Annotated in this window: 23 protein-coding genes and 1 pseudogene; 17 read left to right on the forward strand and 7 right to left on the reverse strand. The window is 69.8% G+C overall.

All coding sequences use genetic code 11. The features are described from left to right. Positions 1-75: 75 nt before the first annotated feature. Both OG520_RS37475 and OG520_RS37480 read left to right on the forward strand, forming a co-directional pair. Positions 76-852 (forward strand): DUF4389 domain-containing protein, encoded by a 777-nt coding sequence (locus tag OG520_RS37475; RefSeq protein WP_406016093.1) that lies wholly within the window; start codon positions 76-78, stop codon positions 850-852. A 43-nt stretch (positions 853-895) separates the two neighbouring features. Then, complete coding sequence (locus OG520_RS37480; protein ID WP_406016094.1) at positions 896-1,411, forward strand: DinB family protein; 516 nt, start codon at positions 896-898, stop codon at positions 1,409-1,411. 76 nt (positions 1,412-1,487) lie between these two features. Here the strand turns inward: OG520_RS37480 and OG520_RS37485 are convergent, their stop codons facing one another. Beyond that, entirely contained in the window at positions 1,488-2,042 is a 555-nt protein-coding gene (locus OG520_RS37485) for a cupin domain-containing protein (protein WP_406016095.1), read from the reverse strand. 524 nt (positions 2,043-2,566) lie between these two features. Here OG520_RS37485 and OG520_RS37490 point away from each other — a divergent pair. The 3 genes from OG520_RS37490 (at position 2,567) to OG520_RS37500 (ending at position 3,849) form a co-directional block, all read left to right on the forward strand. After that, a complete protein-coding gene (locus tag OG520_RS37490; RefSeq protein ID WP_389982268.1) occupies positions 2,567-3,082 on the forward strand; it encodes a lytic polysaccharide monooxygenase auxiliary activity family 9 protein in 516 nt (171 codons plus the stop codon). 111 nt (positions 3,083-3,193) lie between these two features. Next, a complete protein-coding gene (locus OG520_RS37495) occupies positions 3,194-3,529 on the forward strand; it encodes an alpha-L-fucosidase (protein WP_406016096.1) in 336 nt (111 codons plus the stop codon). Continuing rightward, complete coding sequence (locus OG520_RS37500) at positions 3,526-3,849, forward strand: discoidin domain-containing protein (protein WP_406016097.1); 324 nt, start codon at positions 3,526-3,528, stop codon at positions 3,847-3,849. The genes OG520_RS37495 and OG520_RS37500 overlap by 4 nt, the downstream gene beginning before the upstream one ends. A 100-nt stretch (positions 3,850-3,949) precedes the next feature. Here OG520_RS37500 and OG520_RS37505 read toward each other — a convergent pair whose 3' ends face one another. Beyond that, complete coding sequence (locus tag OG520_RS37505; protein ID WP_406016098.1) at positions 3,950-4,669, reverse strand: hypothetical protein; 720 nt, start codon at positions 4,667-4,669, stop codon at positions 3,950-3,952. A 343-nt stretch (positions 4,670-5,012) separates the two neighbouring features. Here OG520_RS37505 and OG520_RS37510 point away from each other — a divergent pair, with 343 nt between their 5' ends. After that, positions 5,013-5,672 carry an HAD family hydrolase gene (locus tag OG520_RS37510; RefSeq protein ID WP_406016099.1) on the forward strand — a complete coding sequence of 220 codons (660 nt, stop codon included), beginning with the start codon at positions 5,013-5,015 and terminating at the stop codon, positions 5,670-5,672. 374 nt (positions 5,673-6,046) lie between these two features. On the opposite strand, the gene OG520_RS37515 is transcribed toward OG520_RS37510, so the two are convergent. Beyond that, a complete protein-coding gene (locus OG520_RS37515) occupies positions 6,047-6,169 on the reverse strand; it encodes a hypothetical protein (protein WP_406016100.1) in 123 nt (40 codons plus the stop codon). A 455-nt stretch (positions 6,170-6,624) separates the two neighbouring features. Between OG520_RS37515 and OG520_RS37520 the strand changes: the two genes are divergently transcribed. From OG520_RS37520 to OG520_RS37535, 4 genes are all read left to right on the forward strand, one after another. Beyond that, complete coding sequence (locus OG520_RS37520) at positions 6,625-9,159, forward strand: ATP-dependent Clp protease ATP-binding subunit (RefSeq protein WP_406016101.1); 2,535 nt, start codon at positions 6,625-6,627, stop codon at positions 9,157-9,159. Positions 9,160-9,452: 293 nt separating this feature from the next. Then, the gene (locus OG520_RS37525) at positions 9,453-10,232 is read left to right on the forward strand and encodes a S1 family peptidase (protein WP_399332657.1); all 780 of its coding nucleotides are present in this window, start codon (positions 9,453-9,455) and stop codon (positions 10,230-10,232) included. A 260-nt stretch (positions 10,233-10,492) separates the two neighbouring features. Beyond that, positions 10,493-11,170 (forward strand): TNT domain-containing protein, encoded by a 678-nt coding sequence (locus OG520_RS37530; protein ID WP_406016102.1) that lies wholly within the window; start codon positions 10,493-10,495, stop codon positions 11,168-11,170. 7 nt (positions 11,171-11,177) lie between these two features. After that, entirely contained in the window at positions 11,178-11,411 is a 234-nt protein-coding gene (locus OG520_RS37535; RefSeq protein ID WP_266424303.1) for a hypothetical protein, read from the forward strand. Between the two features lie 117 nt (positions 11,412-11,528). On the opposite strand, the gene OG520_RS37540 is transcribed toward OG520_RS37535, so the two are convergent. Continuing rightward, positions 11,529-13,013 carry a hypothetical protein gene (locus OG520_RS37540; RefSeq protein ID WP_406016103.1) on the reverse strand — a complete coding sequence of 495 codons (1,485 nt, stop codon included), beginning with the start codon at positions 13,011-13,013 and terminating at the stop codon, positions 11,529-11,531. Between the two features lie 308 nt (positions 13,014-13,321). Between OG520_RS37540 and OG520_RS37545 the strand changes: the two are divergent. The 6 genes and pseudogenes from OG520_RS37545 to OG520_RS37570 all read left to right on the forward strand — a co-directional run bounded on the left by OG520_RS37545 (position 13,322) and on the right by OG520_RS37570 (position 22,561). Then, a pseudogene (locus tag OG520_RS37545) lies at positions 13,322-14,499 on the forward strand (IS30 family transposase). A gap of 796 nt (positions 14,500-15,295) precedes the next feature. After that, a complete protein-coding gene (locus tag OG520_RS37550; RefSeq protein ID WP_399332651.1) occupies positions 15,296-15,799 on the forward strand; it encodes a hypothetical protein in 504 nt (167 codons plus the stop codon). Continuing rightward, positions 15,769-17,187: a hypothetical protein gene (locus tag OG520_RS37555; protein ID WP_406016104.1), complete on the forward strand. Its 1,419-nt coding sequence runs from the start codon at positions 15,769-15,771 to the stop codon at positions 17,185-17,187. Before OG520_RS37550 ends, OG520_RS37555 begins: the two co-directional genes overlap by 31 nt. Continuing rightward, positions 17,184-18,626, forward strand: coding sequence for a VWA domain-containing protein (locus OG520_RS37560; RefSeq protein WP_406016105.1), 1,443 nt, complete (start codon positions 17,184-17,186; stop codon positions 18,624-18,626). The genes OG520_RS37555 and OG520_RS37560 overlap by 4 nt, the downstream gene beginning before the upstream one ends. A gap of 30 nt (positions 18,627-18,656) precedes the next feature. Further along, on the forward strand, positions 18,657-19,769 hold the full coding sequence (locus tag OG520_RS37565; protein WP_406016106.1) for an AAA family ATPase: 1,113 nt from the start codon (positions 18,657-18,659) through the stop codon (positions 19,767-19,769). Then, positions 19,766-22,561: a hypothetical protein gene (locus OG520_RS37570; RefSeq protein WP_406016107.1), complete on the forward strand. Its 2,796-nt coding sequence runs from the start codon at positions 19,766-19,768 to the stop codon at positions 22,559-22,561. Before OG520_RS37565 ends, OG520_RS37570 begins: the two co-directional genes overlap by 4 nt. Positions 22,562-22,818: 257 nt before the next feature. Here OG520_RS37570 and OG520_RS37575 read toward each other — a convergent pair whose 3' ends face one another. Next, positions 22,819-23,256, reverse strand: coding sequence for a GNAT family N-acetyltransferase (locus OG520_RS37575; protein ID WP_399332641.1), 438 nt, complete (start codon positions 23,254-23,256; stop codon positions 22,819-22,821). Between the two features lie 149 nt (positions 23,257-23,405). Between OG520_RS37575 and OG520_RS37580 the strand changes: the two genes are divergently transcribed. Continuing rightward, entirely contained in the window at positions 23,406-23,963 is a 558-nt protein-coding gene (locus OG520_RS37580; protein ID WP_399332639.1) for a GNAT family N-acetyltransferase, read from the forward strand. A 51-nt stretch (positions 23,964-24,014) separates the two neighbouring features. Here OG520_RS37580 and OG520_RS37585 read toward each other — a convergent pair whose 3' ends face one another. Both OG520_RS37585 and OG520_RS37590 read right to left on the reverse strand, forming a co-directional pair. Further along, positions 24,015-25,250: an MFS transporter gene (locus OG520_RS37585; RefSeq protein WP_406016108.1), complete on the reverse strand. Its 1,236-nt coding sequence runs from the start codon at positions 25,248-25,250 to the stop codon at positions 24,015-24,017. 102 nt (positions 25,251-25,352) lie between these two features. Beyond that, positions 25,353-25,973 (reverse strand): MFS transporter, encoded by a 621-nt coding sequence (locus OG520_RS37590; protein ID WP_406016109.1) that lies wholly within the window; start codon positions 25,971-25,973, stop codon positions 25,353-25,355. Between the last annotated feature and the right edge of the window lie 42 nt (positions 25,974-26,015).

Below are 26,015 nucleotides of genomic sequence, written 5' to 3' on the forward strand. Positions count from 1 at the left end.
TCGTTCCCTTCCGGCCCAGCGTGGGGTCACGCCGTACGCGCGATGGCGTACGGATCACCGCCGACGAGGAGCGACATGGCTGACGCCCAGTGGAGTCCGGGCCCGAGGGCATGGATCGCCGGCGAGTGGCTTCCCGTGCTGGACATCGTCGAGCCGCCACGACAGCGCCGGCTCACCGTGCTGGTGCGGTTGCTCCTGCTGATCCCGCACTTCATCGTGCTCTTCTTCCTGCACATCGCGGCCGTGGTGACTGTCGTCGTGGGCTGGTTCGCCGCGTTGTTCCTGGGCCGGCTGCCCGGACCGGTCTTCCGATTCCTCGCCGGATACCTCGGCTACCAGGTGCGGGTCGGCGCGAGCAGCATGCTGCTCGTGGACCGCTATCCGCCGTTCGCCCTCGACCCACCGCCGGACTACCCGGTCCGGATCGAAGTCCGGCCGACCGGCCTCAACCGCCTCGCCGTCTTCTTCCGCCTGATCCTGATGATTCCGGCGGCCGTCGTGCAGAGTCTCGCCCTGGCCGGCTGGTGGGCGGTGGCGATCGTCTGGTGGCTGATCACCCTGATCCTGGGGCGCATGCCCCGCCCGCTCTTCGGGGCAACGGCCGCCGTGCTCCGCTACGAAATGCGCTTCAGCGCCTACGCCCTGATGCTCACCCCGGCCTACCCCAAGGGCTTCTTCGGCGACGACGACCTCTCCGTACCGCAGCAGCAGGCACGCTCCGCCACGCGGCCCCTCGTCATGAGCGGCGCGGGGAAGGGGCTGCTCATCCTGTTCCTGGTGCTCGGGGTGGCCGCCTCCATCACCACATCCACCACGACCACCTGGTCGAACGAGCCCACCGACGGCATGTGAAAACCCTGTTCGGGTTCCACCGCGGACGAGGCATGATCATGCCATGACATGGACAGCACCCGAGGTGACGCGCATACCCGGTTCACTCGTGGCCGGCGAGCGGGAGATGCTCACGGGCTATCTCGCATGGTTCCGCAGCTGCCTGCTGCACAAGTGCGCGGGCCTGACCGGGGAGCAACTCGCCGAACAGACCGTATCGCCGTCGAACCTCACCCTTCTGGGACTGATCCGCCACATGGCGAAGGTCGAACGCGTCTGGTTCCGGGAGCGGTTCGCCGGCCAGGCGTTCGATCCCATGTACGACCCCGAGAAGGGTAAGGACGCGGACTTCGAGGACCTGGACCCGGCCCGCGCGGCCGAGGACTATGCCCGCCTCGTCGAGGAATGCCGGCTCGCGGACGAGATCGTCGCCGAGGCCTCGCTGGACGACACCTTCGTCCATGGCGGCGAGGAGTACTCGCTGCGGCTGATCCACTTGCACATGATCGGGGAGTACGCGCGCCACACCGGCCACGCCGATCTGGTGCGCGAGGGCGTCGACGGTGAGACGGGGTGGTGACGCGCCGCTGAGCCGGGCTCGGCGCGGCCGAGTGCGCCGGAGGGACGGACCCGGCCGAGTCGGGCCCGGCGGTTCGTCATCCGACGTCGGGCCCGTCGCCCAGCACGTACAGCTCGGGCAGATTGACGACGATCGCCTCCTGCGTGCTGCGGGCGATCACCACGACCGCCTCTTCGTCGGTGCTGGGATTCTCCTCGCGATGCGGCACGAACGGCGGAACGAAGATGTAGTCGCCGGGGGAGGCGCGGATCCGGACCTCCTCGGCCACACCGCTCGAATCGTCGAGGAACACGAACTCCGGGTGCCCCTTGATCACATGGATCGCCGTCTCGGAGTCGCCGTGGTGATGGTTGGACGAAGCCGTCCGTGCCGCCACATGGGTCTGGCCCATCCAGATACGCCGCGAGCCGACCCTGCTGCCGCTGATCGCGGCGAACCGCCGCATGCCGCCCGTCTGCGCGGTGTCGCCGTCGAGCGTGTCGGCACGGATGTGGTGGAGCCGGGCGTGCAGCGGGAGTCCTCGGCCGTCGGTGTCGGCGTCCCCGTCGTCGTGGCCGGGAAGATCGGGGTGGAAGGCGTCGCGGCCGGCGGAGCCGGTCGGGCCGGGTGGAGGAGCGGGGTGGGAGGCCATGGCATTCCTGCTCGTCGGGGGCGGGCACGGTCGGCGCCGCACCACGGAGTCCGGCCGGGTCGTGCCGGCCTGCCCCGTGAGTCCGGCACCGCGCGGTCAGAGCGTATGCCGTGCGTCGGCACGGGGCGAGGAGTCGAGCAGGGCGGCGACGTCAGGCGTGCCTGATGCGTCTGCGTGCCTTCGGCCCCGCGGTGCACTGCATCCTCGGCGCCATCCGTGAGGGGCACCCCACCACTCCGCTGCGGCGCGGGCCGGCCACTCGCCGCCGAGCGTGCCTGAGGCGCCGTACGCCCGGTGAACGGCGGCACCGTACGACGCCGACATCTTGACGTGGACGCGTCGATGGGTATGGTCTAGTCCAAGTGCAGTGCCCTGCCGGACGTCCGAGAGTCCCGGGCGTACGCGGCAGTGGTTCCTGCCGTGCCCTTCGCACTTCTTGGCCCCCACACTGGAGAGGCCGGTCTGCCACTGCCGGGCCCCCATAGCCCGCTCGTGTGCGGCGACGCCTCATGTGAAGGAGAAGCATGCACGCGAAAAGGAAGACCGCCGCAGTCATCGGTGCCTTACTCGCACCCGTACTGGTCCTGACCCTTCCGGTTGGTTCCGCCAGTGCCCACGGGTACATCTCGTCGCCACCGAGCCGCCAGGCCCAGTGCGCCGCCGGGACCGTGAGCTGTGGAGAAATCAAGTACGAGCCGCAGAGCGTGGAAGGTCCCAAGGGGCTGACCAGTTGCAGCGGCGGCAACAGCCGGTTCGCCGAACTCGACGACGACTCCAAGGGCTGGACGGTCACCCCGGTCGGCCGCAGCACGTCCTTCCAGTGGGTGCTGACCGCCCGGCACGCCACGAGCACCTGGCAGTACTTTGCGGGCGGGCGGAAGATCGCCGAGTTCGACGACAACGGCGCGCAGCCCGGCGCCACGGTCACCCACCAGGTCGACTTCGGTGGACTGACGGGCCGGCAGAAGGTCCTCGCGGTGTGGAACATCGCGGACACCGCCAACGCCTTCTACGCCTGCATCGATGTGAACGTCGGCTGACCGGCGAGCCCGGCCGGCGGTGCGTCGGAGCCCTCACCCGCTTGTGCGGGGCTTCGGCGCACCGCCGCCGACGTATCGCAGCCGTGATCCGTCGCGTGTGACGAGGGGGTGGTGGTCCCGCCCGAGGGCGGCGACCTCGCCTCCCGGGACGTCCTCACCGCCCACCACCCGAACTGCCTCGCCTGGTATCCGGCGGAGTCGGACGTCTCCATCCGGCCCGGCTGGTTCTGGCACGCCTCCCGGGGCAGCCAGGTGAAGACGCCCGCCAAGCTGCTCGACCTCTACTGCACGTCGGTCGGCCGCAACTCCGTACTGCTGCTGAACGTGCCGCCCAACAGGGATGGCCGGATCAGCGATCCCGGCACCGCCGCGCCGACGTCCTTCGGGCAGACCGTACGCGCCACCTACGGCAGCAACCTGCTGGTTCCCCCGGCGGCTCCCCGATGACGGACGAACGGCTGACCTCCGCGTGGAGCCCGGCCGGCGACGCGCACTCGAAGGAGACGGTCCTGGAGTCCCCGCAACCGGTCACGTTCGACCGGGTCGTGCTCCAGGAGGACATCACCCGCGGGCAACGTGTCGAGTCCTTCGCCGTGGACATCTGGGACGGCACCACGTGGAAGACCGTCGTGCAGGCGGGCACCATCGGGTACAAGCGCATCGAGTACCTGAGCGCGCCCGCCACCGCGTCCAAGGTCCGTCTGCGCGTCCTCGGCGCCCGCGCCAACCCGCCCGTGGCGAAGCTGGGACTGTACAAGGCTTCCTGACCTTCCTCGGCATCGGGCGGAGCGGACGGCTGCCGTTCCGTCCGATGCCGTCCCACGCCGTGCCGTTGCGAACGCCCCGGCGCCACGCAGCCGGGTGCGGCTACGCCGTGGGGCCTTCCCAGTCATGGACACGCCGGGCCTGCGGAACACCGGAGAGGGGCGCGGAAGGGGGCGCGGGAGCGCCGCTGGTGACGTGCCCGGTGCGGGTCCGTAGCCCCGGATCGTCATCGAGCGGCTGCGTGTCGGTCCAGTAGATGCTGAGCATCGTGCGGAGTGTCGTCGGGTGCTGGCCGGGGCCGGTGGGCACGGTCAGCCGGTCGAGATGCTGCCACAGCTCGTGGTCCACCTGCTCGGCGCCGCCGCCGTTGCGGGCATGGACCGCTTGATGGCGTTGGACGGCAACGGCGAGTTCGCGGAGCGTCTCCCGGCTCTGCTGTCCGGCGCTGTGGCTCTGTGCGCGGTTCACATTCCGTTGCTCCTGGCCCAGTTCGGTGATGGCCCGCTGGACGCGCTGGTGGAAGTTCGCGGTACGGCGGCGCAGTGACTCGAAATCGGCACGTGTGGCGAACCATTCGCGCTTGCCGGCCTCGCCCAGGGCAAAGCACTCGATGCGGAACTCCTCGCGCTCGGTCTTGCGGCGGCGCAGGACGCTCGCGGTCCGTTCGTGGACATGCGTGAGGATCTTCCGGGCTCGCGGCAGATTGTCGGGGTGGATGATCGCCGCCCACGTTCTGGCGTCACGGGTGGGCGGGTGAATGTTCGAGGTGAGCAACTGCTCGAATTCTTTGTCGTCGAGCTGCGCGAGGTCCTGGGCGTCCACTACTGGCCTCCAAGCCGGTGTTGGGCGGTATGTGTCCAGCGTGGCGTATGGCAATGACAAGCAGGTAGAAATCCGGAAATAGAACGCGCCAAGGCTGGCGGCTGCAACCGGCCCATTCGTGACGGTGCGTCAGCGAGAAAGATCGCCAGGGCGGCGTACACACCACGGATGCGACGCGATCGACGGGCGGGGATCCGAGAACACGCCGCTCTCGGAAAGGCACGAAGCCATCCTCCGCATGTCCGAAACTGAACCCGACCGAAGCCGCTCACCGGGCGTTTCGCCTCCTCGTGGAGTGGGTCGCCGAACCAGACGGGGGAGAGCCATCGCTAGACTGCCGCCCATGACTCAGAGCCCCGTCGAACTGGTGATCTTCGACTGCGACGGTGTCCTCGTGGACAGCGAGCGGATATGCGTCAAAGTGGACGCGATAGTCACGGCTGACCTGGGATGCCCGTTCACCGAAGCCGAGATCATCGAGCGGTTCGTGGGCTCGTCCGACGAGGTCTACACGGCAGCCGTGGAGGAACGGCTCGGACGACGGCTGGAGAAGGACTGGCAGCGGAAGTACGAGCATCTGTACCGGACGGCCTTCGACGCCGAACTGACCGCTGTCGACGGCATCGCAGAGGTTCTGAACGCGCTCACCACACCTGCCTGCGTCGCATCGAACGGCGACCACGACGGCATCAGACGAAACCTGGAGATCGTCGCCCTGAGCGATCACTTCGCGGGGAACATCTTCAGCGCCCACGACGTCGCGACCGGCAAGCCCGCTCCCGATCTCTTCCTTCATGCTGCCCGTTCCATGGGCGTGGACCCCGGGCGCTGCGCGGTGATCGAGGACAGTGCGTACGGAGTTCAGGCAGCTCGCGCCGCCGGGATGCGGGCCTTCGGCTACTGCGGCGGTCTCACACCGGCCTCGCGGCTCGAAGGACCGGGCACCACCGTGTTCGACGACATGCGTGAACTGCCCGAGCTGCTGGCGGCCGCGACCCACTGAGGCCGCGGCACGTTCGAGCCGGCCGGAGGGCGAGATGCGGGTGCGCCTGCCGCTACCGCGCTCGCGGCGCCCGGTGCGGTACTCGACGATCACGCCGATACGCAGTGCGTACGAGACGAGGGCCACCGCGACCCCCACCACAACCCGTGGAAGGCGCCGACCACCAGCGCGAAGGTGACCGGGACGATGGCGGCCTGCACCAGCATGTGAGCGGTGGGGTGTCCGCGTGGACCCGGGCGCCGCCCCTGGCGGCGCAGTACGCGTACGAGGTGCGGGTGACCACGACGGCGAGCACCGAGGCGAGCAGCGCGTTGTTGAGGAGCATGCCGATCAGGACGTCGGGCCAGTTGGACGGCTCCATGGCGACGAGCGCCTCACTCGCCTCCGCCGCCCAGCGTCCAGGCCAACTTGAGGACGGGCACGGCGAAGACGACCGCCGACAGCACGATGCGGCCGGGGCCGCCCTTGAGATCCTCCGACTTCTCCTTGTCGCTCATGGCTCAAGTCTTGGCGGGGTCCGGGCGGTGGGCGAGGCGGCGGTCGGCTGGGATCGGGACTCAGACGGCGCGGCCGCACCGCTCCCCATGTCCTGCGCCGCTCACCGACGGCAGCGAGGGCAGCGCACACGATGCACGTCCCGGCAGGCACGCGCCGAGTCCGACCGGGCGGTCGGTCCGGGTGTCACCCGATCGGCGTACTCCCGGCCGGTTCGTCACCGGGCCGGCAAGTCCGTGACGCCGTGGTGTGCGCTGACCGCGGGCGATGGGCGAGCTTCCGCGCCGTTGCGTGACGGAGCATGCGTTGGTCTAGTGAAATCACCTGCCCATGGGGGCCACCCGGCGAGCTCGACGAGCCGTGAGCCCCGGGCACCCCGCGTCCGGGTCCGGCGCAGGGCGATCCCGGCCGGCCATCCCTCGCGCGCTCCCCCAACCGCACTCACTGGACGGTGACCATGACCATGTCCTCCTTCGGCTCCCTCGGCGGCCCGGACCCGTTCTCGGAAATGCTCAACCGGTTCTTCGGGATGTCCCCGGCGTCCTCACCGCCACAGGTGCAGCGGGTCCCCATCGGGCGGCTGCTGACCGATTCGGCCCGCGAGCTGATAGGCCGGGCGACCACGCGCGCGACCGACGACGGCAGCCGGGACCTGGACACCGAGCACCTGTTGTGGGCCGCCACCCAGGTGGACCCGGCCCGCACCCTGCTCCAACAGGCCGGGGCGGACCCCGACGAGCTGGGCAAACGGATCGCCGAAATCCTGCCGGGGGAGAGCGCCACTCCGTCCGCGGAGCCGAGCCTGACACCCGCCGCCAAACGCGTACTGCTCCAGGCATACGAGCGCTCCCAGGCAGCCGGAGTCTCCTACATCGGGCCGGAGCACATCCTCGGTGCGCTGCTGGACACCCAGGATTCCGGTGCGGCCAAACTGCTCGCCGCATACGGAACGGACACCGGCAAGCTGCGGCGCGAGGCGGAGAACGCCGCACGGGCCGACGGCACCCCGGCGGCCGGCACGAGCGACACCCCCACCCTCGATCAGTACGGACGCGATCTGACCGAGGAGGCGAAGGCCGGGAAGCTCGATCCCGTGGTCGGCCGGGCCGAGGAGATCGAGCAGACCGTGGAGGTCCTCTCACGGCGTTCCAAGAACAATCCTGTACTGATCGGTGAGCCCGGTGTCGGCAAGACCGCGATCGTGGAGGGAATCGCCCAGCGCATCGTGGCCGGAGACGTCCCCCGTACTCTCAAGGACAAGCGAGTGATCGCGCTGGACCTCTCCGGTCTGGTGGCGGGTTCCCAGTACCGCGGCCAGTTCGAGGAACGGCTCAAGAACGTCATCGACGAGGTCAGCGCCGCCGCGGACTCGACGATCCTGTTCATCGACGAGCTGCACACCGTGGTCGGCGCCGGGGCATCGGGCGAGGGCGCGATGGACGCGGGCAATATGCTCAAACCCGCACTGGCGCGCGGTGAGCTGCATGTCGTCGGAGCGACGACCATCGACGAGTACCGCAAGCACATCGAGAAGGACGCCGCCCTGGAACGCCGCTTCCAGCCCGTGATGGTGCCCGAACCGACGGTCGAGGAGACCATCCAGATCCTGGAGGGCCTGCGCGACTCCTACGAGGCCCACCACCAGGTCCGCTTCGCGGACGACGCCCTGGTGGCGGCCGCAGAGCTGTCCGACCGCTACATCAGCGACCGCTTCCTGCCGGACAAGGCCATCGACCTCATGGACCAGGCAGGCGCCAGGGTACGACTGCGGTCGCTCGGCAGGTCCACCGAAGTCGTCTCCCGCGAGGACACGCTCGCCAAGCTGAAGCGGGAGAAGGACGAAGCGGTCGCGTCCGAGGACTTCGAGAAGGCCTCCGGGCTGAAAGGGCAGATCGCGGAGACCGAGGCCGAACTCACAGGCATCGAGGAACGCCGTGAGGGCGTCATGGACGTCACCACCGCCGACATCGCCGATGTCGTCTCCCGCCGCACCGGCATCCCGGTCACGCAGCTCACCGCCAGCGAGAAGGAGAAGCTCCTCAAGCTGGAGGACGCACTGCACTCCCGCGTGGTCGGCCAGGACGAGGCGGTCACCGCGATCGCGCAGGCGGTGCGCCGCAACCGGGCCGGAATGGGCGACCCCGACCGCCCCGTCGGCTCCTTCCTCTTCCTCGGACCAACCGGTGTCGGGAAGACCGAACTCGCCAAGGCGCTCGCCGAGTTGCTGTTCGGCGACGAGAAACGCATGGCTCGCTTCGACATGAGCGAATTCCAGGAGAAGCACACCGTCTCGCGGCTCGTCGGCGCACCGCCCGGATACGTCGGCCACGAGGAGGCCGGCCAGCTGACGGAGAAGGTACGCCGCCAGCCGTACAGCGTGCTGCTGTTCGACGAGGTGGAAAAGGCCCACCCCGACGTCTTCAACACGCTGCTGCAAGTCCTCGACGACGGACGCCTGACCGACGCACAGGGGCGAACGGTGGACTTCCGCCACACCGTCGTCATCATGACGTCCAACATCGGCGCCCATCGCATCCTCGCCCACAAGGGTGATGTCTCCGAGATCCGCGACGACCTCATGGGCGACCTGCGGGGCCACTTCCCGCCCGAGTTCCTCAACCGCGTCGACGAGACGATCATCTTCCACGGCCTCGACAAGGACGATCTCGGCCGCATCGTCGACCTCATGCTGGACGGCAGCAAACGCCGCGTACGGGCCCAGGGTATGGAGCTGGAAGTCACCGAGGCGGCGAAGAAGCTCCTTGTCGCGCACGGCCACCAGCCGGAGTTCGGGGCCCGCCCGCTGCGCCGCACGATCCAGACCGAACTCGACAACCGCATCGCCTCGCTGCTGCTGAGCGGCGAAGCGGAACCGGGCGACACCATCGTCGCCGACGTCAAGGACAACGCTCTGGTCTGCTCGATCGGCCGCCCGGAGACCTCCGCCGGGGCAACGGCCGAGGCCGGGACCACGACGGCCGCAGCCGAATAGGCCCCGCCGCCCCGGACCACAGGGCTGCCGCGCAGTTCACGCAGCTGCGCGGCAGCCCTGCGCGTCGGGAGGGCTCCGCGACCGGACATGTGCTCGACGCGACGCCGCAGCATCGTACTTGCCGAGGGGCGCTCGCTACGGCACGGGAACTGCCCCGGCAGGCCTCATCGGCTTCCGGGCGCAGAAACGACTCCGACCGGATCGGCCGATCATGGAACCCGCTGCCTGATGTCCCCATCCTCCTCCACACGACGCGCGGTCACCGGCCGCGCAGTGTGCCCCGGGGGGATCACATGCTCACGTTCAACAGGCGTACCGCCGCTGCCGCGCTGGCCGCCTCCGTACTCACCGCGGCCGGGCTCGCGGCCACCGCGACACCGGCCGCCGCCGTCCACGGCGGTCGGAACACCACCGTGGTGGACCATCCGTACGCCATGCTCATAGAGACTCCGGACGGCGAGCAGTTCTGCGGCGGCACCCTGGTGGCTCCCACCAAGGTGCTCACCGCCGCACACTGCATCAAGGACGCGGCCGCGCCCCGCGACCTGTTGGTCATCGGCGGGCGCACCGAGCTGAGCAGCACCAAGGGGACGGTCCGGCACGTCGCATCGGTCAAGATCCACCCGAGGTTCGCCGAGACCACGCTCACCTACGACGCGGCGGTGATCACCCTCTCCAAGCCGATGCCCTACGCACCGCTCAAGTCGGCGGGCCCCAAGGACTCGGCTCTCTACGCCTCCGGAAAGACCGCGAAGACCGTGGGCTGGGGCAAGACCGCCACCGACACCCCCGGAAAGCGGCTGAAATCGGCCACACTGACCCTGGCACCGCTCAAGGGCTGTGCGCCCTTCACCGACCCGGGCGAGTCCGCCGCACTCAAGGTGTGCGGGATCCCGGCCGCCGGGACCCACGACAGCGTCTGCCGTGGCGACTCCGGTGGTCCACTGGTCGCCGGCGGGAAGGTGATCGGTGTGGTCTCCACGGGCAACAAGTACTGCGACGACCAGTACCCGGTCTCCGTCTTCACCCGGGTCAGCGCCATCGCCGCCGGGCTCGGCCTCCCGGTCGCGTGACCCGGTTGACGAAGGGACAGGGCTGTCCCCGCCGCGCGCCCGGTCGTCGATCCCGGCACCCATGAACCAGCGACGGCGCAAGAAGCTCTCCCGGCGGCCGCCATCCCGAAACGGTCGCCCTCCTCGTCGCAGCGGGAGCCACCGCGGAGCCCGACAGGATGGCCGGTTTTCAGCGGCACGACGCGGACGCTGTGGGTGAATGAATAGTTACTCTTCGTCAGTTACCGTGAATGATCTTCAGCACCCGAGGGGACACCTGAATGAACCGCATGCGCAACGTGCTTGCCGTGCTCGGCATCACCGCCGGACTCATCGCGGCCCCCGCCGCGAGCGCCTCGGCGAAGCCGGAGGACCGGTCGTCTTCGTCCAAGGTCCGCCATGAGCCCTGCACCGGTGAGTTCCGCGGCGATGCCCGACTCGGTCCCAAGTGGCTTCCGAACACCCGGTTGGCACCCGTGGGCCCGCTCCTCAAGGGATACAAGCGCACCGGAAACCTGTCCCCGCAGGCCTTCCTGAAGAAGTACTGGGAAGGCCCCGCCGACTCCGGCAGCTGGAAGTACCCGCCCAACGACGGATTCGGTCAGGTCAACGGGCAGATCGACAAGGAGCCGACCAAGCTGCGTCCGGGCCGGCGTCTGGACCGCTTCGGCTCCGAGTACGGCGGCTACCTGGCACCCGCCGGTGACGCTTACGCCGAGCGCGCGCTGCCGCCGCAGAACCTCAACACCCGTGACGCAGCCGTCGCTTGTGACTACCGCGTCTACAAGGTGGCCAAGCCCTTCTGGGTGTGGCAGGGCAGCATCGCCCCGTGGTTCGAGCAGCCGGGCGGCGGTCAGCAGATCAAGCTGGACGCGGTCTTCCTCGACCCGGGCCAGGGTCAGCGGCTGAACGTCAAGTGGTTGCTGGAGCACGACTACCTCACGTCCGCCGGCGCATAGCCTCGGCGTGGACCGCCGGGAGCTGTACGCGGCGCTGAGCCGGGCAGGCGTGGCCGACGGCTACTACCGCATCGAGGGCGTCCACGAACCGGTCCCCACTCCCACGGACTTCCTGTTCCTGCGGCAGGCACCCGACGGGGTGTGGGAGACCGGTGCGTACGAACGCGGCACCTACGAGGTCATCGCACGGCACCCGAGCGAACAGGCTGCCTGCGAGCATCTGTTGCGCCTTCTCCTCTGAGGAGCCGGCGGAGTGGGATGAGCGCCCGCGAGCGAGGTGAGGGCCGACGTCCGATTGGTGATCGGCCCCCGGCGTACGTCCGGCCGCGCGTCCCGCGCGCGACCGGACGTACGGGTGTCAGCTCTCCGTGTGGACGCCGGTCAGCGCCGCACCGAAGTAGCCCTTGGCGTCGCGGACGGTGATTCCGGCGCTCTTGCCGCAGAGGTTGACCGAGCCGCTCAGGACGGGCCCGGAGGCCGAGCCGCGGGCGACCCACACACAGCCGTCGCTGTTCTCGGTGGGCACGCCGACGATCGTCTCGGCCCTGCCGTCCTTGTTGAGGTCGGCAAGGTGCACCGCGGCACCGAACTGGTCCCCGGTCTCGGCGGCGCCCGGCACGCCCGCGGTGTCCTGGGTGTATCCGGCCGCCTTCGCCGTGGTCAGGCCGGAGGCGGAACCGCGCAGCAGCACGGCCGTGCCGGCCGACTTGCGCGTGCCGACCGCCTCCTCGGGGGAGCCGATGAGAACGTCGGCGTAGCCATCGGCGTTCACGTCTCCGATGCTGAGCGACTGGCCGAACCGGTCGGCGTTCTCCGCGACGCCGGGGACCCCCGCCGTGTCCTGGTGGAAGATCTTCGGGCGCTGGGCGGTGGTGATGCCCTGCGCGCTGCCGTACAGCACCTGGATCTCGCCACCGCGGTGCGCCGATCCCGTGCCGCCGGAAAGGGAGTCGTCATCGGCGATGCCGGTGACGAGGTCCCCGTAGCCGTCGCCGTTGACATCTCCGATACGGCCGGAATGGCCGTCGGCGTAGGGGAGTTCGACGGGCCTGGCGCCGAGGCCGTCTTCGCCGGGAGGGCCGTTGTCGATGTACACCGATCCGCGGAGGTCGTCGTCCGAGGGGCCCGGCAGCCAGAACCGCTCCGCCCTGCCGTCGTGATTCACATCGCCCATCACCACGCCGCGGGTTTCGCCCATGCGCCATTCCCGGTAGTTGGAGGCGCCCTTTCCGGTGCGGGAGAAGGGGCCGGTGTACGAGGCCCCTTCGCACCGGGAGCCGATGGAGACCTCCGGGGCGCCGTCACCGTTCATGTCCCCGGTGGCCAGGGACATGCCGAAGCCGCAGTACGTGCGTCCATCCCCGTAACCGGCGGGCGGTGAGATGCTCGCGCCGCCCTTCAGCCCACCGGAGCCGCCCCACACCACGGTCACGGAGCCCCGGCCGTCCTTGCCGCCGACATCCTCGCCCTGCGCACCCACCAGCAGGTCCGCGTAGCCGTCCCGGTCCAGGTCGGCGCTGGCCACGGTCCGGCCGAAGCCGTCCCATGCCTCGGGATCGCCCGGGATCCCGGACGTCGCCTGCGTGATGACGGTCCGGCGCGTGGCACTGACCGAAGAGGCCGAACCGTAGAGAATGACGACCGCTCCGGCCTCCGCCACGCTGCCATTGGCCGCGGACGGAGCACCGACGGCCAGGTCGCGGTAGCCGTCGCCGTTGAAGTCGTCCTGGACGGCTGCGGTGTTGGCTCCCTTGTAGGGGGCTGCGGCGGAAGACGCTGTCGGGACCAGCGGGACGGCAACGACAGCTGTGATCACGGCAGCAGCCGTGACAGATCTGCGCAACGGGACTCCTTGACTCATTGACTCAAGCAACGAAACGTCCCCCTCGACACGGCGGGTTCTAGCGATCCCCGCAACACCCTGGATTTCAGGGAGTTGCGGGGATCGTGGATTTTGAGGAGTTGAAGGCGCGGTTCTTCGAGGCGCTGGACCGGGAGAACGGGAGTGTCTCGGGTGCTGCTCGGGCGGTTGGGGTGAGCCGACACACGGCGGCGGGCTGGGCGCGGAAGGCCGGCGTCCGTGGTCGTGGGAAGACGGGCACCAGTGGGCATCCGGGGCGGGCGGAGTACGACCGGCTTCGCGCGTCGGGGGTGCGACGACGGGATGCCGCGGCGCAGGTCGGGGTCCACGAGCGCACAGCCAAGGACTGGGACCGCGGGATCCGGAAGATCGGCAACGCGCGCCTGCACCCCGATGGGCGAAGGATCGACTACACAACGGGCATGACCAGCACCGTCGCCGTCACGTCGGCGCCCTCTCTTGCGGCAGTCGAAGCCGAGCTGCACCCACGGTTCCTGACGGTGGCCGAGCGGGAGTTGATCGCCGACATGCGTCGTGAGGGCCGCTCACTGCGGGCGATCGGACGGGCACCGGGCCGGCCGGCATCCACCGTCAAACGTGAGATCGATGCCCGTTGCGTCGAGGGCGTCTATCAGCCCCACCGGGCACAGCGGGCCTGGGCGAAGAGCCGGGCACGCCCCAAGCAGTCCAAGCTCGCCCACGACGGTCCGCTGCGCGAGTACGTCGCGGGCAGACTGCAGCAGCAGTGGTCACCCGAGCAGATCTGTCACGCTCTGGTCATGGAGTTCCCCGACGACGAGGGTATGCGGGTGAGTCCGGAGACGGTCTACCAGGCGATCTATGTCCAGGCCCGTGGCGGGCTGCGGCGCGAGATCGCACTCGCGCTGCGCACCGGGCGCACCCGCCGCAAGCCACACCGTGGCCCGGAGCAGCGCACTCGCCGGTTCGTCGACGAGATGGTGATGATCTCCGAGCGGCCTGCCGAGGTCGAGGACCGGGCGGTGCCCGGCCACTGGGAGGGCGATCTGATCGTCGGCCCCCGCAGCGAGAGCGCGATCGTGACGTTGGTCGAGCGTTCCACCCGCTACGTCATGCTCGGGCATCTGCCCGGCGGACACACCGCCGAGGAGGTCCGTGACGTGCTGGTGCCCTTGATCCAGACCCTGCCCGCGCACCTGCGCGGCTCGCTGACCTGGGACCAGGGCTGCGAGATGGCCGCGCACAAGCAGTTCACCGTCGCCACGGGAGTACCGGTCTACTTCTGCGATCCGCACTCCCCTGGCAGCGCGGATCGAACGAGAACACCAACGGTCTGCTGCGGCAGTACTTCCCCAAGAGCACCGACCTGTCCGTGCACAGCGCCGCAGACCTCGAACACGTCGCTCAGCAACTCAACGGCCGACCACGCAAAACGCTCGGCTGGAGAACCCCAGCCGAGCGCCTGCGTGATCTACTGACGACCGCATAGGCCATCAGGTGTTGCGAGGACCCCGAGAATCCGCCCACGCGAGGGGCTCAAAAGGTTGTACGGACCCGGAGCGCCGGGTCGGCGCGACCGTCCCGAGCGCCCGGCGAAGCGCCACAGCCCTTTCTCCTGGGTGGGCAATACGTTCCGATGGTGAACATCGCGACCCGAACGGGTGATTGACCCCTCAGCCGGTGCGACGCCGCGCTGGTGTGCGGCTATCTCTGCTGCTTGTGATCGAGAACTTGCTGCGTGCCGCCACGGCGGTCGCTCTCACCGCCCTGCCCCTGACCATGACGAGCCCGGCATCCGCCGGAGAAAGCCCGGTCGTATCGCGGGCGACCCCATGCGCCGCCGTCGTGGCGCCTGCCGGACATGTCTGTGTGCCCTCGCCGAAGCAGTGCATCACGACGCCGTGCCCCCAGTACGACTTCGTCGCCATCCCGTTCTACCCGCTGCCTCCGGGCGGAGGGATCGTGGCCCCCCGAGGAGCAGCCCGCACTCCCTGACACCTGCCCGGGGCACGGCGCGCTCCGCTTCGCGCCTCGTGCCCCGGGGCCCTCGCGAAGCGGGCCGCACCGTCGACACCCACGCTCAGGGTCCCAGGACGAGTGCCGCAGTCGGCGTGCGGAGCACGGCTCGGGACCGGGGCAGCGGGCTCCACGCGTTTCCGATGCCCAGCCAGGTGCGGGGACCGTCGCGCGTCCGCGACCGGGCGTTGTCAGTGGTCGCAGGTACGTTCGGTCGTGTTCTGCCGTTGTGGCGCGGAAGTCGCCCTGGTGCACAGAGGAGTGGTGCGTTGTCAGACTGGGAGAGGTCGAGCACGGCACGGGTGACAGCACCCGCACGACCGCGCAAGCTGGCCAAAGTCCCGTTCGTCGAGCTGGCCGACGGACGCCTGCAGGGTGTGGTGTCCAGCGGCTCGGACATCGGCCGGGTCTATGTGTCGTCGGTCGCCGCCGGCACCTACACGTTCGCCTGCAGCACCAACAACAACCGGCCGTGCGGCGGTGCGCGGGGGTCTTTCTGCAATCACATCCGGGCCCTGGTCAACGAGGCGGTGCTGCAGTACGGCGCCGAGCGCGTCGCCCGCTACCTGAAAGTCGAGTCTGCTGACGGGGAGCCGAGCGCGCACACCATCACCGCCGGCATGAGCGACGCACGTCCGCCACAGGGCGACAGCAAGGCCGCCGCCCCCGTCTTCAGCCGGTTCCTGCGCCACCTCGCCTACCTCGAACTCACCCCGACCACCGCACCGTTGCCGGAGATGCAGTGGTTCCCGCCGACCAGGGCGGTGGCATGATGCGCACCGACCTGCTCTCGGAGACCATCACCGGGCTCGATGAAGCCCTCACGGCCTTCGACGCCTTCGACCGGGCGCTCGTCGCCGGTCTGCTCCGTCCGCAACCCGACCGGACCGCCGGGCTGACCGGACTCGCCCACGCGGTCGCCGGGACCCCGCTCGCCGCCAGGGTCGCCGAGGCGGCGGAGAGGGCGGCGGGCGGAGCCGCGAGCGAGGACCACTTCGTCGCCCTCGCCGCCGCACGCACCGCACTCCTCGGTTCCGTCCACGACGCACTGATGACCCGCATCGAGGAGGCGACCGGCCGACCCCGCAGCGAGGAGACCGTCCCGTCGCCCACCGGGCAGCAGGCGGCGAACCTGCTCGCCGCCGCCCGCTCCTGGCTGTCCGATCTGGCGCGCTCCGGGTGGCAGGGCATCGACCACGACGTGGTCTCCGGGGCGGCGCCGGTCGTCTCCGCGATGCTTCCGGACCCCGCGCTGCGCCGCCTGGCGACGCTCCTCGACGGATTCGCCGCCGAACTTGCCGCGTCCTGTCCGGGCACGTCCCTGGAGCGGATCCCGGCACGACGCTGGGCCGACCTGTGGGCACGCGCGCTGCTGCTGACGCTGCCCGGTGCGGCCGATGTGCCGGTGACCGGTACGGCCACCGGCCGCCTCCTGCCCCTCGGCGTCGACGTCCATGAACACGCGACCGCCGTACAGGCCCAGGTCCACGCGGTGTTCGAGCCCGCGGACGGTGCGTCGCCCCGCCTGGTGCGTGCCGGAATATCGGTACCGAAGCCCGACACGGTCGTCGGAGCGGGGCTCTGGCAACTGCTCCGCCCTCACATGTCGCTCCTGGCAGCCGTCAGTGAAGGCCGCTCGATGAACCTCACCGACATGCCGGTCACCGCCGAGGGCGACCTGGTCTGGAGCGACGAGCACGCACGCCGGGGCGAGCCCGCCGACGCCTTCGCCACCGCCCGCGTCGCGCTGCCCACCGCCGCCGACGCGGCGACCGCACCCCTGGACCGGCACCCGGCGCGCATCGCCGTCCCCGTGTTCCTGGAGGGCTACGCCGCCCACAAGGACGACGACGCACTGACGTTCACCCTCGCCGGAGAGCCTCTCGCCGTCGACACCGACCGCATTCCGACCGCCGGACCGCTCACCCCCGAGGCCGTCGCGGCATCCGGCGCGTGCATCGGACTGCTCCGCTGGGACGCCGGGACGTACCGCGTCCAGCCCCTGGCCGTCGAGACGACCGTACGGAAGAAGGCTGTCGCGATCCACGCCGGGGGATGGGCCGGCGGCACGACCGACAAGGCCGGAGTCAAGGCCGAGAAGGCCGCCACCGACGCCGTGACCGTGCTGCGGGAGCGTGCGGGGAGGCTGCTGCGGAAATGACGGAGCACACGACGGAACGAACCACCGAGAAAGCGACCCCGCGGACCCCGGAGTCGGACCCCCAGGACAACCGCCGCCAGGTGCTGTACTGGCGGCTCCTCGCCCGGCTCTTCGACCAGGAGGAACAGGGCACGCTGGAATCCGCGAGCCTCGCCGTCGTCGAGGACATCGGCCTGCCCTCCGCACTGCTGGACCCGCAGGTCTCCGTCGACTCGATCGTGCAGCGCCACCCGGAGCTGGTCGCCGAGTTCGACGGCCTGATGGCACGCGCCCCCGACGCCGACGACGCACGCGACCGGGCCGCCGAAGTGCGACGGGCGGCGCTGGTGTCGAAGGTGCTGCTCAACGTCTTCGCCTCCGGCTCGGGCACGGTCACCGCCGGACAGCTGGCGCGCTGGCAGTCCGACGCGGGCTGGCTGGAGCGCGCGCTCGGCTGCAAACCCGGCGAGCTGCGTGGTGGCCGTGCCGGGGGACGGACCGCAGGGCCTGGTGCAAGCCCGACCGGCAGCGGCGGTGGCGGCACGACCCCCGACCTCAGCCGGCTGATTCCGGCCATCGGCCCGGAACTCGGCACGATCGAGGCCGACCTCGTCAAGCGGATGCACCTGCGCGAGGTACTGGCCGACCCCCGGCTCGCCGCGCAGCTGACCCCGAGCATGTCGCTCATCGAACAGCTGCTGCGCGACAAGAACAACCTGTCCGGCGTGGCCCTGGCCAACGCCAAGGACCTGATCCGCCGCTTCGTCGACGAGGTCGCCGAAGTGCTGCGCACCCAGGTCGAGAAGGCCACGGTGGGCGCCCTGGACCGTTCCGTCCCGCCCAAGCGGGTGTTCCGGAACCTCGACCTCGACCGCACGATCTGGAAGAACCTCACCAACTGGAGCCCGGAGGAGGAGCGGCTCTACGTCGACCGTCTCTACTACCGGCACACGGTCCGCAAGACGACACCCCAGCGGCTGATCGTCGTCGTGGACCAGTCGGGCTCGATGGTCGACTCGATGGTGAACTGCACCATCCTGGCGTCGATCTTCGCCGGGCTGCCGAAGGTGGACGTCCACCTGATCGCGTACGACACACAGGCCCTCGACCTCACGCCCTGGGTGCACGACCCCTTCGAGACCCTGTTGCGCACCAACCTCGGGGGCGGCACCGACGGCACGGTGGCCATGGCACTGACCCAGCAGAAGATCGCCGAGCCCCGCAATACCGTCGTGGTGTGGATCTCCGACTTCTACGAATGGCAGACCGAGCCACTGTTCGAGAGCATGGTCGCCATTCACCGCTCGGGAGCCAAGTTCATCCCCGTCGGCTCGGTCACCAGCTCCGGCCGCGGCAGTGTCAACCCGTGGTTCCGCGAACGCTTCAAGGACCTCGGTACGCCGGTGCTCTCCGGCCACATCCGCAAGCTCGTCCACGAGCTCAAGACATTCCTCGCCTAGAGACGTTCAGACGCTTAGAAAGGCCCTGTCATGTCCGACCTGTTGCGCGCCCCCGCCGAGATCAAGTACGCCGAGGAACTGGAGTGGCTCGAATCCATCGACGACAGCCCCAAGCCCTTCTCCTGGCGGCTGTCCCCGAAGATGGTCCGCCTGTTCGTCCTGGGGTCCGAGCGCTCCGACGGCCTGGACCGGAAGATCTCGCAGAAGTGGTACGGCGACCGCAGCTTCGTCGAGCGCTCCATCGTCACGCTCGCCTCCGACCGGGGCCTGCTGCTCATAGGTGACCCCGGCACGGGCAAGAGCTGGCTGGCCGAGCTGTTGTCCGCCGCGATCTGCCGCAATTCCACGCTGGTCGTGCAGGGCACGGCCGGCACCACCGAGGACCACATCAAGTACTCCTGGAACGTGTCGATGGTCATCGCCAAGGGCCAGTCGCGGGAATCGATGATCCCCTCGCCGATCATGACCGCGATGGAATCCGGCGCCATCGGCCGTTTCGAGGAACTCACCCGCTCCACCAGCGACGTGCAGGACGCGCTGATCTCGATCCTGTCCGAGAAGTACATCTCGGTTCCCGAACTGGACAGCGACGGCATCGTCTTCGCCAAGCCCGGCTTCTCGATCATCGCCACCGCGAACAGTCGTGACCGTGGCGTCAACGATCTGTCCTCGGCGCTCAAACGCCGCTTCAACTTCGTCCGCATCCCGGTGGTGACGAACAAGAAGAGCGAGGTGGAGATCGTCCGCTTCCGCACCGAGGAACTGCTGCGCCGTCACCAGATCGAACTGGAAGTGCCGCCGACACTCCTCGACGTACTGCTGCAGAGCTTCGCCGACCTGCGGGCCTCGGCGGCAGCGGCCGGCAGCGACGACGAGAAGCTGGAGTCCGCGCTGTCCACCGCGGAGCAGATCGGCGTGCTCGAGGACGCGGTGCTGCACAGCAATTTCTTCGGCGAGCGTGCCCTGACCGCCCGCACGCTGGCCTCCTCGCTCGTCGGGTCGCTGGCCCGGCGCGAGCCCGAGGACCTGGCCATCCTCAACAAGTACCTGCACGGCGTCGTCGAGCCGCGCAGCAAGGAAGAGGGCGGATCCTGGCCGGAGTTCCTGGAGGGCGGCCGCGACGCGATCGCCACCCTGTCATGAGCAGCACCCACGAGGGGACCTTCGAAGGACTGCGCGCCCAACTGCAGGAGGCCGCCGCGTCGTTCGCCGACGGGCCCGACGCCCTGGAGGGCATCCTCCTCGGCATCGTCGACGACGTCGACCACGCGGTCCGCGAGCCCCTCGAGATCTTCCCCGTCTGCCATCACTCGCCCGCCTCGGCGATCGCGATGGCCCGCCGGCTGCGGGAGAAGCAGCCCAAGGTCGTGTACCTCGAACTGTGCGAGGACATGGCACCGCTACTGACCGAACTGCGCAACTGCAAGCTGCCGGTGGCGGTCCAGTCGTTCGCGACCGAGGTCGACGGCTTCCCGGCCGAGTGGTCCCCGCTGTCGGTGGTCGCACCGATCACCGAGGCCTCCGCCGAGTACCAGGCGATCGCCTACGCACTGGACACGCCGGGCGTCGAACTGGTCCTCGTCGACCGCTCCTCGGACCACGTCTTCCAGTGGGACGCGCGCGGAACGGAGACCGCCGAGCCGGCCGACCCGGACGCACCTCCCGTCGAGGAGGAGGCCGCGCTGCACGGCGACGCCGTCGGCGTGGAGATCGGAGATCTGCGACCGCGCTTCGCCGAGCTGGAGGAACACCTGCTGCGCCACGGCAAGGTGCGGCACTGGTCGGAATGGTGGCACCAGTACGTCGAACTGCCGCTCGGCGACAGCGACCACGACACCTACCGCCAGGTCATGCTTCTGATCGGAAGCCTCTTCCGGCGACTCGCACCGGGCGACCCCCACCGGGTCCGCGTGGACGAGGACCGCGAACGCCATATGTGGACCAGGATGCGCGAGCACCTGGCCGCGACCGGTGCCGATCCTGCGGACTGCCTCTATGTCTGCGGCGCCTTCCACGCGGCCAGCCGCGTGGCGGAGTTCGGCGTGCACGGCACGGACACCTTCGAGATCAGCCCGCCCAGCGCCACCACGTGGCAACACGGCCTGATTCCGTCCAGCCACGCGGCGATCGAGGCGCAATTCGGCCTCGCCGCAGGCTCGGTGTCGATCGCCGCCACCATGTGGGCGAAGAACGTCAGACGTACGCGCGTGGAGCCGTACCGCCTGGCGGGACAGGCGGGCACGAAGAAATCGCGGGCCAGGAAGGCCGCGGCGGATCCCGTACCGGATCTCCCGCCCTCGGACAAGCTCACCGGCTTCCTGCGGCAACCGCCCGCCCTGGACCGGCTGGACGAGGCCGAACTGCTCGGCTGGTCGGTGGAGATCGTGCGCGCTGCGCGCCGCAACGGATACCTCGCCTCCACCGCCGACGCCATCGCGGTGTTCGAGACATCGATCCTGCTGGCCGGAATGCGCGACCGGGCCAGGCCCACGCCGTACGACTTCCAGGACGCGGCCGTCACCTGCATCGAGAAGGACACCGTGCCCGGCCGGCGCGATGTGCGGCGCCTCGTGGAGATCATGATGGGCGGCGACCGGGTCGGCCAGGTCGGCTACGACGCGCTGCCACCCCTGGCCCGCGACGTGCACGACCGGCTCGCCCCCCTTGGGCTGAAGCTCCAGCAGGGGGGTGTGCAACGGGCGTTGCTGGACATCGCGTCCCAGCCGGAACTGGAGCGGTGCTCCGACGTGTTGTGGATGCTGCGCCACCTGATGCCGCAGGGTGCCGCCCGGCCGATCATGGGGGAGCGGAAGCTGGGGGAGCGGCCGATCCAGGAGTCGTGGGACCTCGCGCTCGGCACCTACCAGCGTGCGCTCATCGAGCTCGGCTACGAGGGCGTCAGCATCGAGCAGGTGCTGGAGCAGCGCCTGCGCCGTACGGCGTACGACCGGCGCGCCACCGCGGCGACGGTCCTGGAAGCCGTCGAGGACGCGACACTGTACCTGCGCAGCCGCCGCCTCGCGGAGGAGCTGGGCACACACGCCCTGGAGGTGCTGTCGGCCGAACGCAGCGTCGACGGCGCACCGGAGGTGCTGCGCCGGGTGCGGAGGCTGCTGGCGTACTACCGCACCAGCGAGCCGGTGCTGCCGCCCTGGATCGAGTCCTTCGTCAAAGCCGGATACGCCCACTACTGCACCCTGCTGCCGACGGCGTTCACCGACGACGACGCCACCGTCCGCCAAGTGGCGGCCATGCTGGGTTTCCTGTTCAGCATGGAGAGCCTCGCGCTGTCGCTGGGGTGCGACCGGACCCAACTGGAACTGGCAGTGGTCCAGTCGCACCCGGAGGAGTCGTCGAAGACGGCGCTGCTGTGGGCGGCCCAGGTACAGCTCGGACGTCTCTCCCGCGAGGACCTCAGGGCGAGGTGCGACGAGCTGCTGAGCAATCCCTTGGTGGTGCCCGCCTACCCGCGCTACCTCAGTGGCTTCCTGTACGCGCTGGACCCCGTCCCGGGCCTTACCGACTTCGTGGTGGAGGCGGTGTCGAACGCGTTCGGACGGCTGCCGGACCCGGTGCTCCTGCCGTGGCTACCGACCCTGATCACCACTCTGCGATCGGGCGGCGCGGAGCTGGCCCCCCTGCTGATCCGCGAGGCCGGGCGGACCTTCCCCGGCCGGCTCGCGGCGCTGGACACGTGGGTGCCACCGTGGCGGGCCCGGCCGGAGCCGGAAGCCGCGCATCCGACAGGTCACGCGGCAGGGGGTCACGGCTGCACGCTGCTCGCCGCACACCCGGCGACGTGCGACGCGGTGGCGAGTCTGCTGGGTTGCGAGGGGACGTGGGAGACGGCGGACTCCGGCCCGGCCGGTGTGGCACTGACCGGTCGCCATCCGGATACGGCCGTCGCACTGGAGGCGCTGCTGGCCGGCGCATGACCTCGGAGGGCACAAGCCCACGCAGCGGAGCCGTCGACTGTGGATACCCGGGGCCCACGTGTTGCACCGAGCCGACCTATACATGCCGGCTCGGTGCACCTCCTCGCCGCACCGAGCCGGGTGGGTGATTCACCTCGCTCCGGAACGAGCGCGCCGACTGCGCAACACGGCGGTGCGGGAGGCCCATCAACGGCGATGGTGCGGTTGAATCCCGCGAACGGCAGCGAGCCCGTCATGTGGATCGAGGCCCAGTCTCCCTACGGCTGCACCACAAACCGGTAGACCTTGGAGTCGCGGGCCTGGAATCCCAGGCGTTCGTACAGCCGATTCGCTGCCTGGCGGGACGGACGCGAGGTGAGGTCGACCGTCCGGACCCCGGCCGCCCCGGCCAGGCGCAGTGCCTCCTCCGTCAGCGCCGCCCCCACGCCGTGCCCCCGGGCCGCCTCGTCGACCACGACATCCTCGATGCGGCCCCGTACACCTGATGGCAGCGGAAACATGATCAGCGTCAGCATGCCGACCGCTCGTCCTTCGACCCTGGCCACCAGCAGGGTGTTGGCGTCGCTGCGCAACAACTCGGCCACCGACTCCCGGTCGGGCGTACCGGCCGTCCTCGAAAGCTGGGGCAGAAGGCGAGAGACTGCTTCGACCACTTCGTCGGTCGCCCCGCGGACGACCTCCACCTCGACGCTCATGGGCGTGACCCTACCGACAAGTCCCGCAAGCATGGTGGGAGGCAGGTCGCGAAGATCCGGAGCTCCACCGCGAAGTGCCTGGTCAGCGGCCATTCGGGAAGTCGTGCAAGCTCTGGACGTCGAATCCGGCCGCGTGATTCGATGGCGGGATGACATCGTTCTGGACGGGAAAGCGGATACGCCTGCGCGGTATCGAGCCCGACGACTGGACCGCGTTCATGCGCTTCGCCGAGGACGAGGAGCGGTTGGGAGACGTACTGAACCCGCCTCGTTCCGCGGAGGGCCATCGTGCCTGGGCGAAGGAGCAGGCAGCCGCCAAGTCCGACGGAGACTGTTTCCGGTTGGCGATCGAGGCCGCCGACACGGGGGAAACGGTCGGAGCTGTGGGTTCGTTCCACGCCGACCCGCGGTCGGGCTGGTTCGAGTACGGCATCACGATCGGCGCCGATCACCGGCGCAACGGCTACGCGGCAGAAGCCGTACTGTTGCTGCTGCGCTTCATGTTCGCCGAGCGGCGGTTCCACAGGTGCCAGGCGCGGATCTTCGCGCACAACGAGGCGTCGTTGGCCCTTCACCGTCGGCTCGGGTTCGTGGAGGAGGGACGCCTCCGCGACCATGTGTTCTTTGCCGGCCGGCACCACGATCTCGTCATGATGGGCATGCTCGCCGATGAGTTCGCCCAACTGCATCCGGCGGGCGAACTCTGAGACCGTCCGTCAATCCGGACTCGGTTCCACCCGTCCCGAGATCGGGCGCGTTCAGTCGACCGGTGCCTTGCCGAGGGCTTCGATGTGTGTGGGCCGGGACCGCTGCCGGTACTCCGCCCGGCGGACGGCAAGGGGTGCTACGAGGCCGGTCACGGTGAACAGCGCTCCTACGACGTACCACCCGGGGCGGCCCCAGGTGATGCAGAGCGAGATGAGCAGGCTCGGCCCGAGTGCTTCGGCCAGGCCCGCGCCCAGGCCGAAAACGCCCAGGTACTGGCCGGTGGCGTGCTGCGGTGCGAGGGCGAAGGACACCTCGAAGCCTGCGGCGGAGTGCCACAGCTCACCGATCGTGTGGATCACCACCGCGACCATGAGCAGCGTGGCCGCGGCCCACGGCGGCATCCCCGCGGTCAGCGGGAGCAGCGAGCAGGAGAAGAGGAAGGCCAGGCCCGATCGGCGGTAGGCGCCTGCGCCGGCTGCGGGGGAGTCGATGGCGCGGCCGGCCCGCACCTGAAATGCGATGACGATGAAGGTGTTGACGAGCATGGTGCCCGAAATGAGCCAGTGCGGGGCGGTGATGGCCTCGACCAGCCAGAGCGGAACGGCCACGGTGAGCACCTTGAACTGGATGGCCATGATGCCGTCGAGCGCGGTGATCAGAAGGTAGGGCCGGTCCCGCAGGGCGACCCAGCGAGGGCCGTCGACGACGGGTCCGGGCATGACCGCGGGAAGCAGGACCAGGACGGCCGCGGAAGCCGCGCAGGCCATCGCGATGCCGACGACCAGGAGTTGGTAGGCGGTACGGGTGCCTACCTGGACGGCCCAGCCCGCGAGCAGGGCGCCGAGGGAGACGCCGATGTTGGTGACGGCACGGAGCCGGGCGCGGAACTCCTGCGGCCGGTCCCCTCCGTAATGCCTGATGAGCGGGGAGCGGGCGGCCACCCCGGCGGCCTGTGCCCCGGTGGCCGCGCATACCGCGAGGACGAACGGCCAGAAGCTGTCCACCAGGAGGAAGCAGGCCGTCGCCAGTGCCCGGACGACGAGGGTGATCGCGTAGACGCCCCGTGCGCCGTGTCGGTCGGCGAGATGTCCGGCGGCCATGCCCATGACGAGCGAGACGCATCCGGCGATGCCGAGTCCGATCCCCACCTGGGCGGCCGGAAGGTGAACCGCCTGGGTGAAGTACAGCACCCCGGCGGTCAGATAGAGGCCGCTGCTGATGGTGTAGACGAAGTTCGAAGCGGTGATGACGCGCTGCGGACCGGTATCCGGTATCAGGTGGGGCACGAGGTGGCTCCGCGTTCTGGCCGGCAATGGCGGCAGGGGCAGGGGCAGGGGCAGCGGCAGGCGGCGGAGGCCGGGGTGTCAGCTCTCTAGGGCCGTGCCGTGTCAGGGCGGTGCGGTGACTGCCCCGCATCGAGGCGGCTCGTGACTGCGCCGACGCTCTGCGCCGGCCGAGACGATCAGGGCAACAGCGGTCATCGTGGTGAGGGCGCCCCACGCCGGTACGAAGCTGTGCGTGACGTCCTTGAGCAGGCCGAGCGCGGGCGGAACCACGACGATGGCGATCTGGTTGACGGACATGGCCAGACCGAGGGCGAAGCCGGTCCTGCCCGGCGGAGCCGACTCGGTCACATAGGCGAGCCAGGGGCCGTACCAGCCGAATCCGAAGAACCCGAGCGCCGAGATCAGGCTCGTCCCGGACAACATGATGTTCGCCATGGACGGTTCGCGGAACATCCTCAGCCGGTCCCCGAGCTGCCGCCCGAGCGAGGCACGCGGCGCTTCGCTCTGCCGGACCGCTTGCGCGGGCGGCCTGCGGTAGCAGCCCATGAAGACGGCGGCCCCCAGCAGCGCGACGAGTCCACCGGCCACGAGCGTCGACCGCCAGCCGTGAGCGACCGCGAGGAGGGGGAGCACAGCAGAGGCGAGCGCGGCGCCCAGTGGCAGACCCGCCTGGCGGATGCCCATCGCCAACCCGCGCCGGGAAGCGTCGAACCAGGACGCCACCGATTGCTCCCATCTGGCTGAACGGTGCTGTATCCCGCGCCC

It is taken from the genome of Streptomyces sp. NBC_00984, assembly GCF_045162475.1.
Lineage (GTDB): Bacteria > Actinomycetota > Actinomycetes > Streptomycetales > Streptomycetaceae > Streptomyces.

What these genes read in the sequence shown, in the direction of transcription:
- OG520_RS37565 (WP_406016106.1), top strand. Translation starts at nt 18,657, where the DNA reads ATGTCCGACCTGTTGCGCGCCCCCGCCGAGATCAAGTACGCCGAGGAA.
- OG520_RS37515 (WP_406016100.1), bottom strand. Translation starts at nt 6,169, where the DNA reads ATGAGCGACAAGGAGAAGTCGGAGGATCTCAAGGGCGGCCCCGGCCGC.
- OG520_RS37490 (WP_389982268.1), top strand. Translation starts at nt 2,567, where the DNA reads ATGCACGCGAAAAGGAAGACCGCCGCAGTCATCGGTGCCTTACTCGCA.
- OG520_RS37475 (WP_406016093.1), top strand. Translation starts at nt 76, where the DNA reads ATGGCTGACGCCCAGTGGAGTCCGGGCCCGAGGGCATGGATCGCCGGC.
- OG520_RS37570 (WP_406016107.1), top strand. Translation starts at nt 19,766, where the DNA reads ATGAGCAGCACCCACGAGGGGACCTTCGAAGGACTGCGCGCCCAACTG.
- OG520_RS37480 (WP_406016094.1), top strand. Translation starts at nt 896, where the DNA reads ATGACATGGACAGCACCCGAGGTGACGCGCATACCCGGTTCACTCGTG.
- OG520_RS37500 (WP_406016097.1), top strand. Translation starts at nt 3,526, where the DNA reads ATGACGGACGAACGGCTGACCTCCGCGTGGAGCCCGGCCGGCGACGCG.
- OG520_RS37525 (WP_399332657.1), top strand. Translation starts at nt 9,453, where the DNA reads ATGCTCACGTTCAACAGGCGTACCGCCGCTGCCGCGCTGGCCGCCTCC.
- OG520_RS37520 (WP_406016101.1), top strand. Translation starts at nt 6,625, where the DNA reads ATGACCATGTCCTCCTTCGGCTCCCTCGGCGGCCCGGACCCGTTCTCG.
- OG520_RS37560 (WP_406016105.1), top strand. Translation starts at nt 17,184, where the DNA reads ATGACGGAGCACACGACGGAACGAACCACCGAGAAAGCGACCCCGCGG.
- OG520_RS37580 (WP_399332639.1), top strand. Translation starts at nt 23,406, where the DNA reads ATGACATCGTTCTGGACGGGAAAGCGGATACGCCTGCGCGGTATCGAG.
- OG520_RS37530 (WP_406016102.1), top strand. Translation starts at nt 10,493, where the DNA reads ATGAACCGCATGCGCAACGTGCTTGCCGTGCTCGGCATCACCGCCGGA.
- OG520_RS37510 (WP_406016099.1), top strand. Translation starts at nt 5,013, where the DNA reads ATGACTCAGAGCCCCGTCGAACTGGTGATCTTCGACTGCGACGGTGTC.
- OG520_RS37485 (WP_406016095.1), bottom strand. Translation starts at nt 2,042, where the DNA reads ATGGCCTCCCACCCCGCTCCTCCACCCGGCCCGACCGGCTCCGCCGGC.
- OG520_RS37575 (WP_399332641.1), bottom strand. Translation starts at nt 23,256, where the DNA reads ATGAGCGTCGAGGTGGAGGTCGTCCGCGGGGCGACCGACGAAGTGGTC.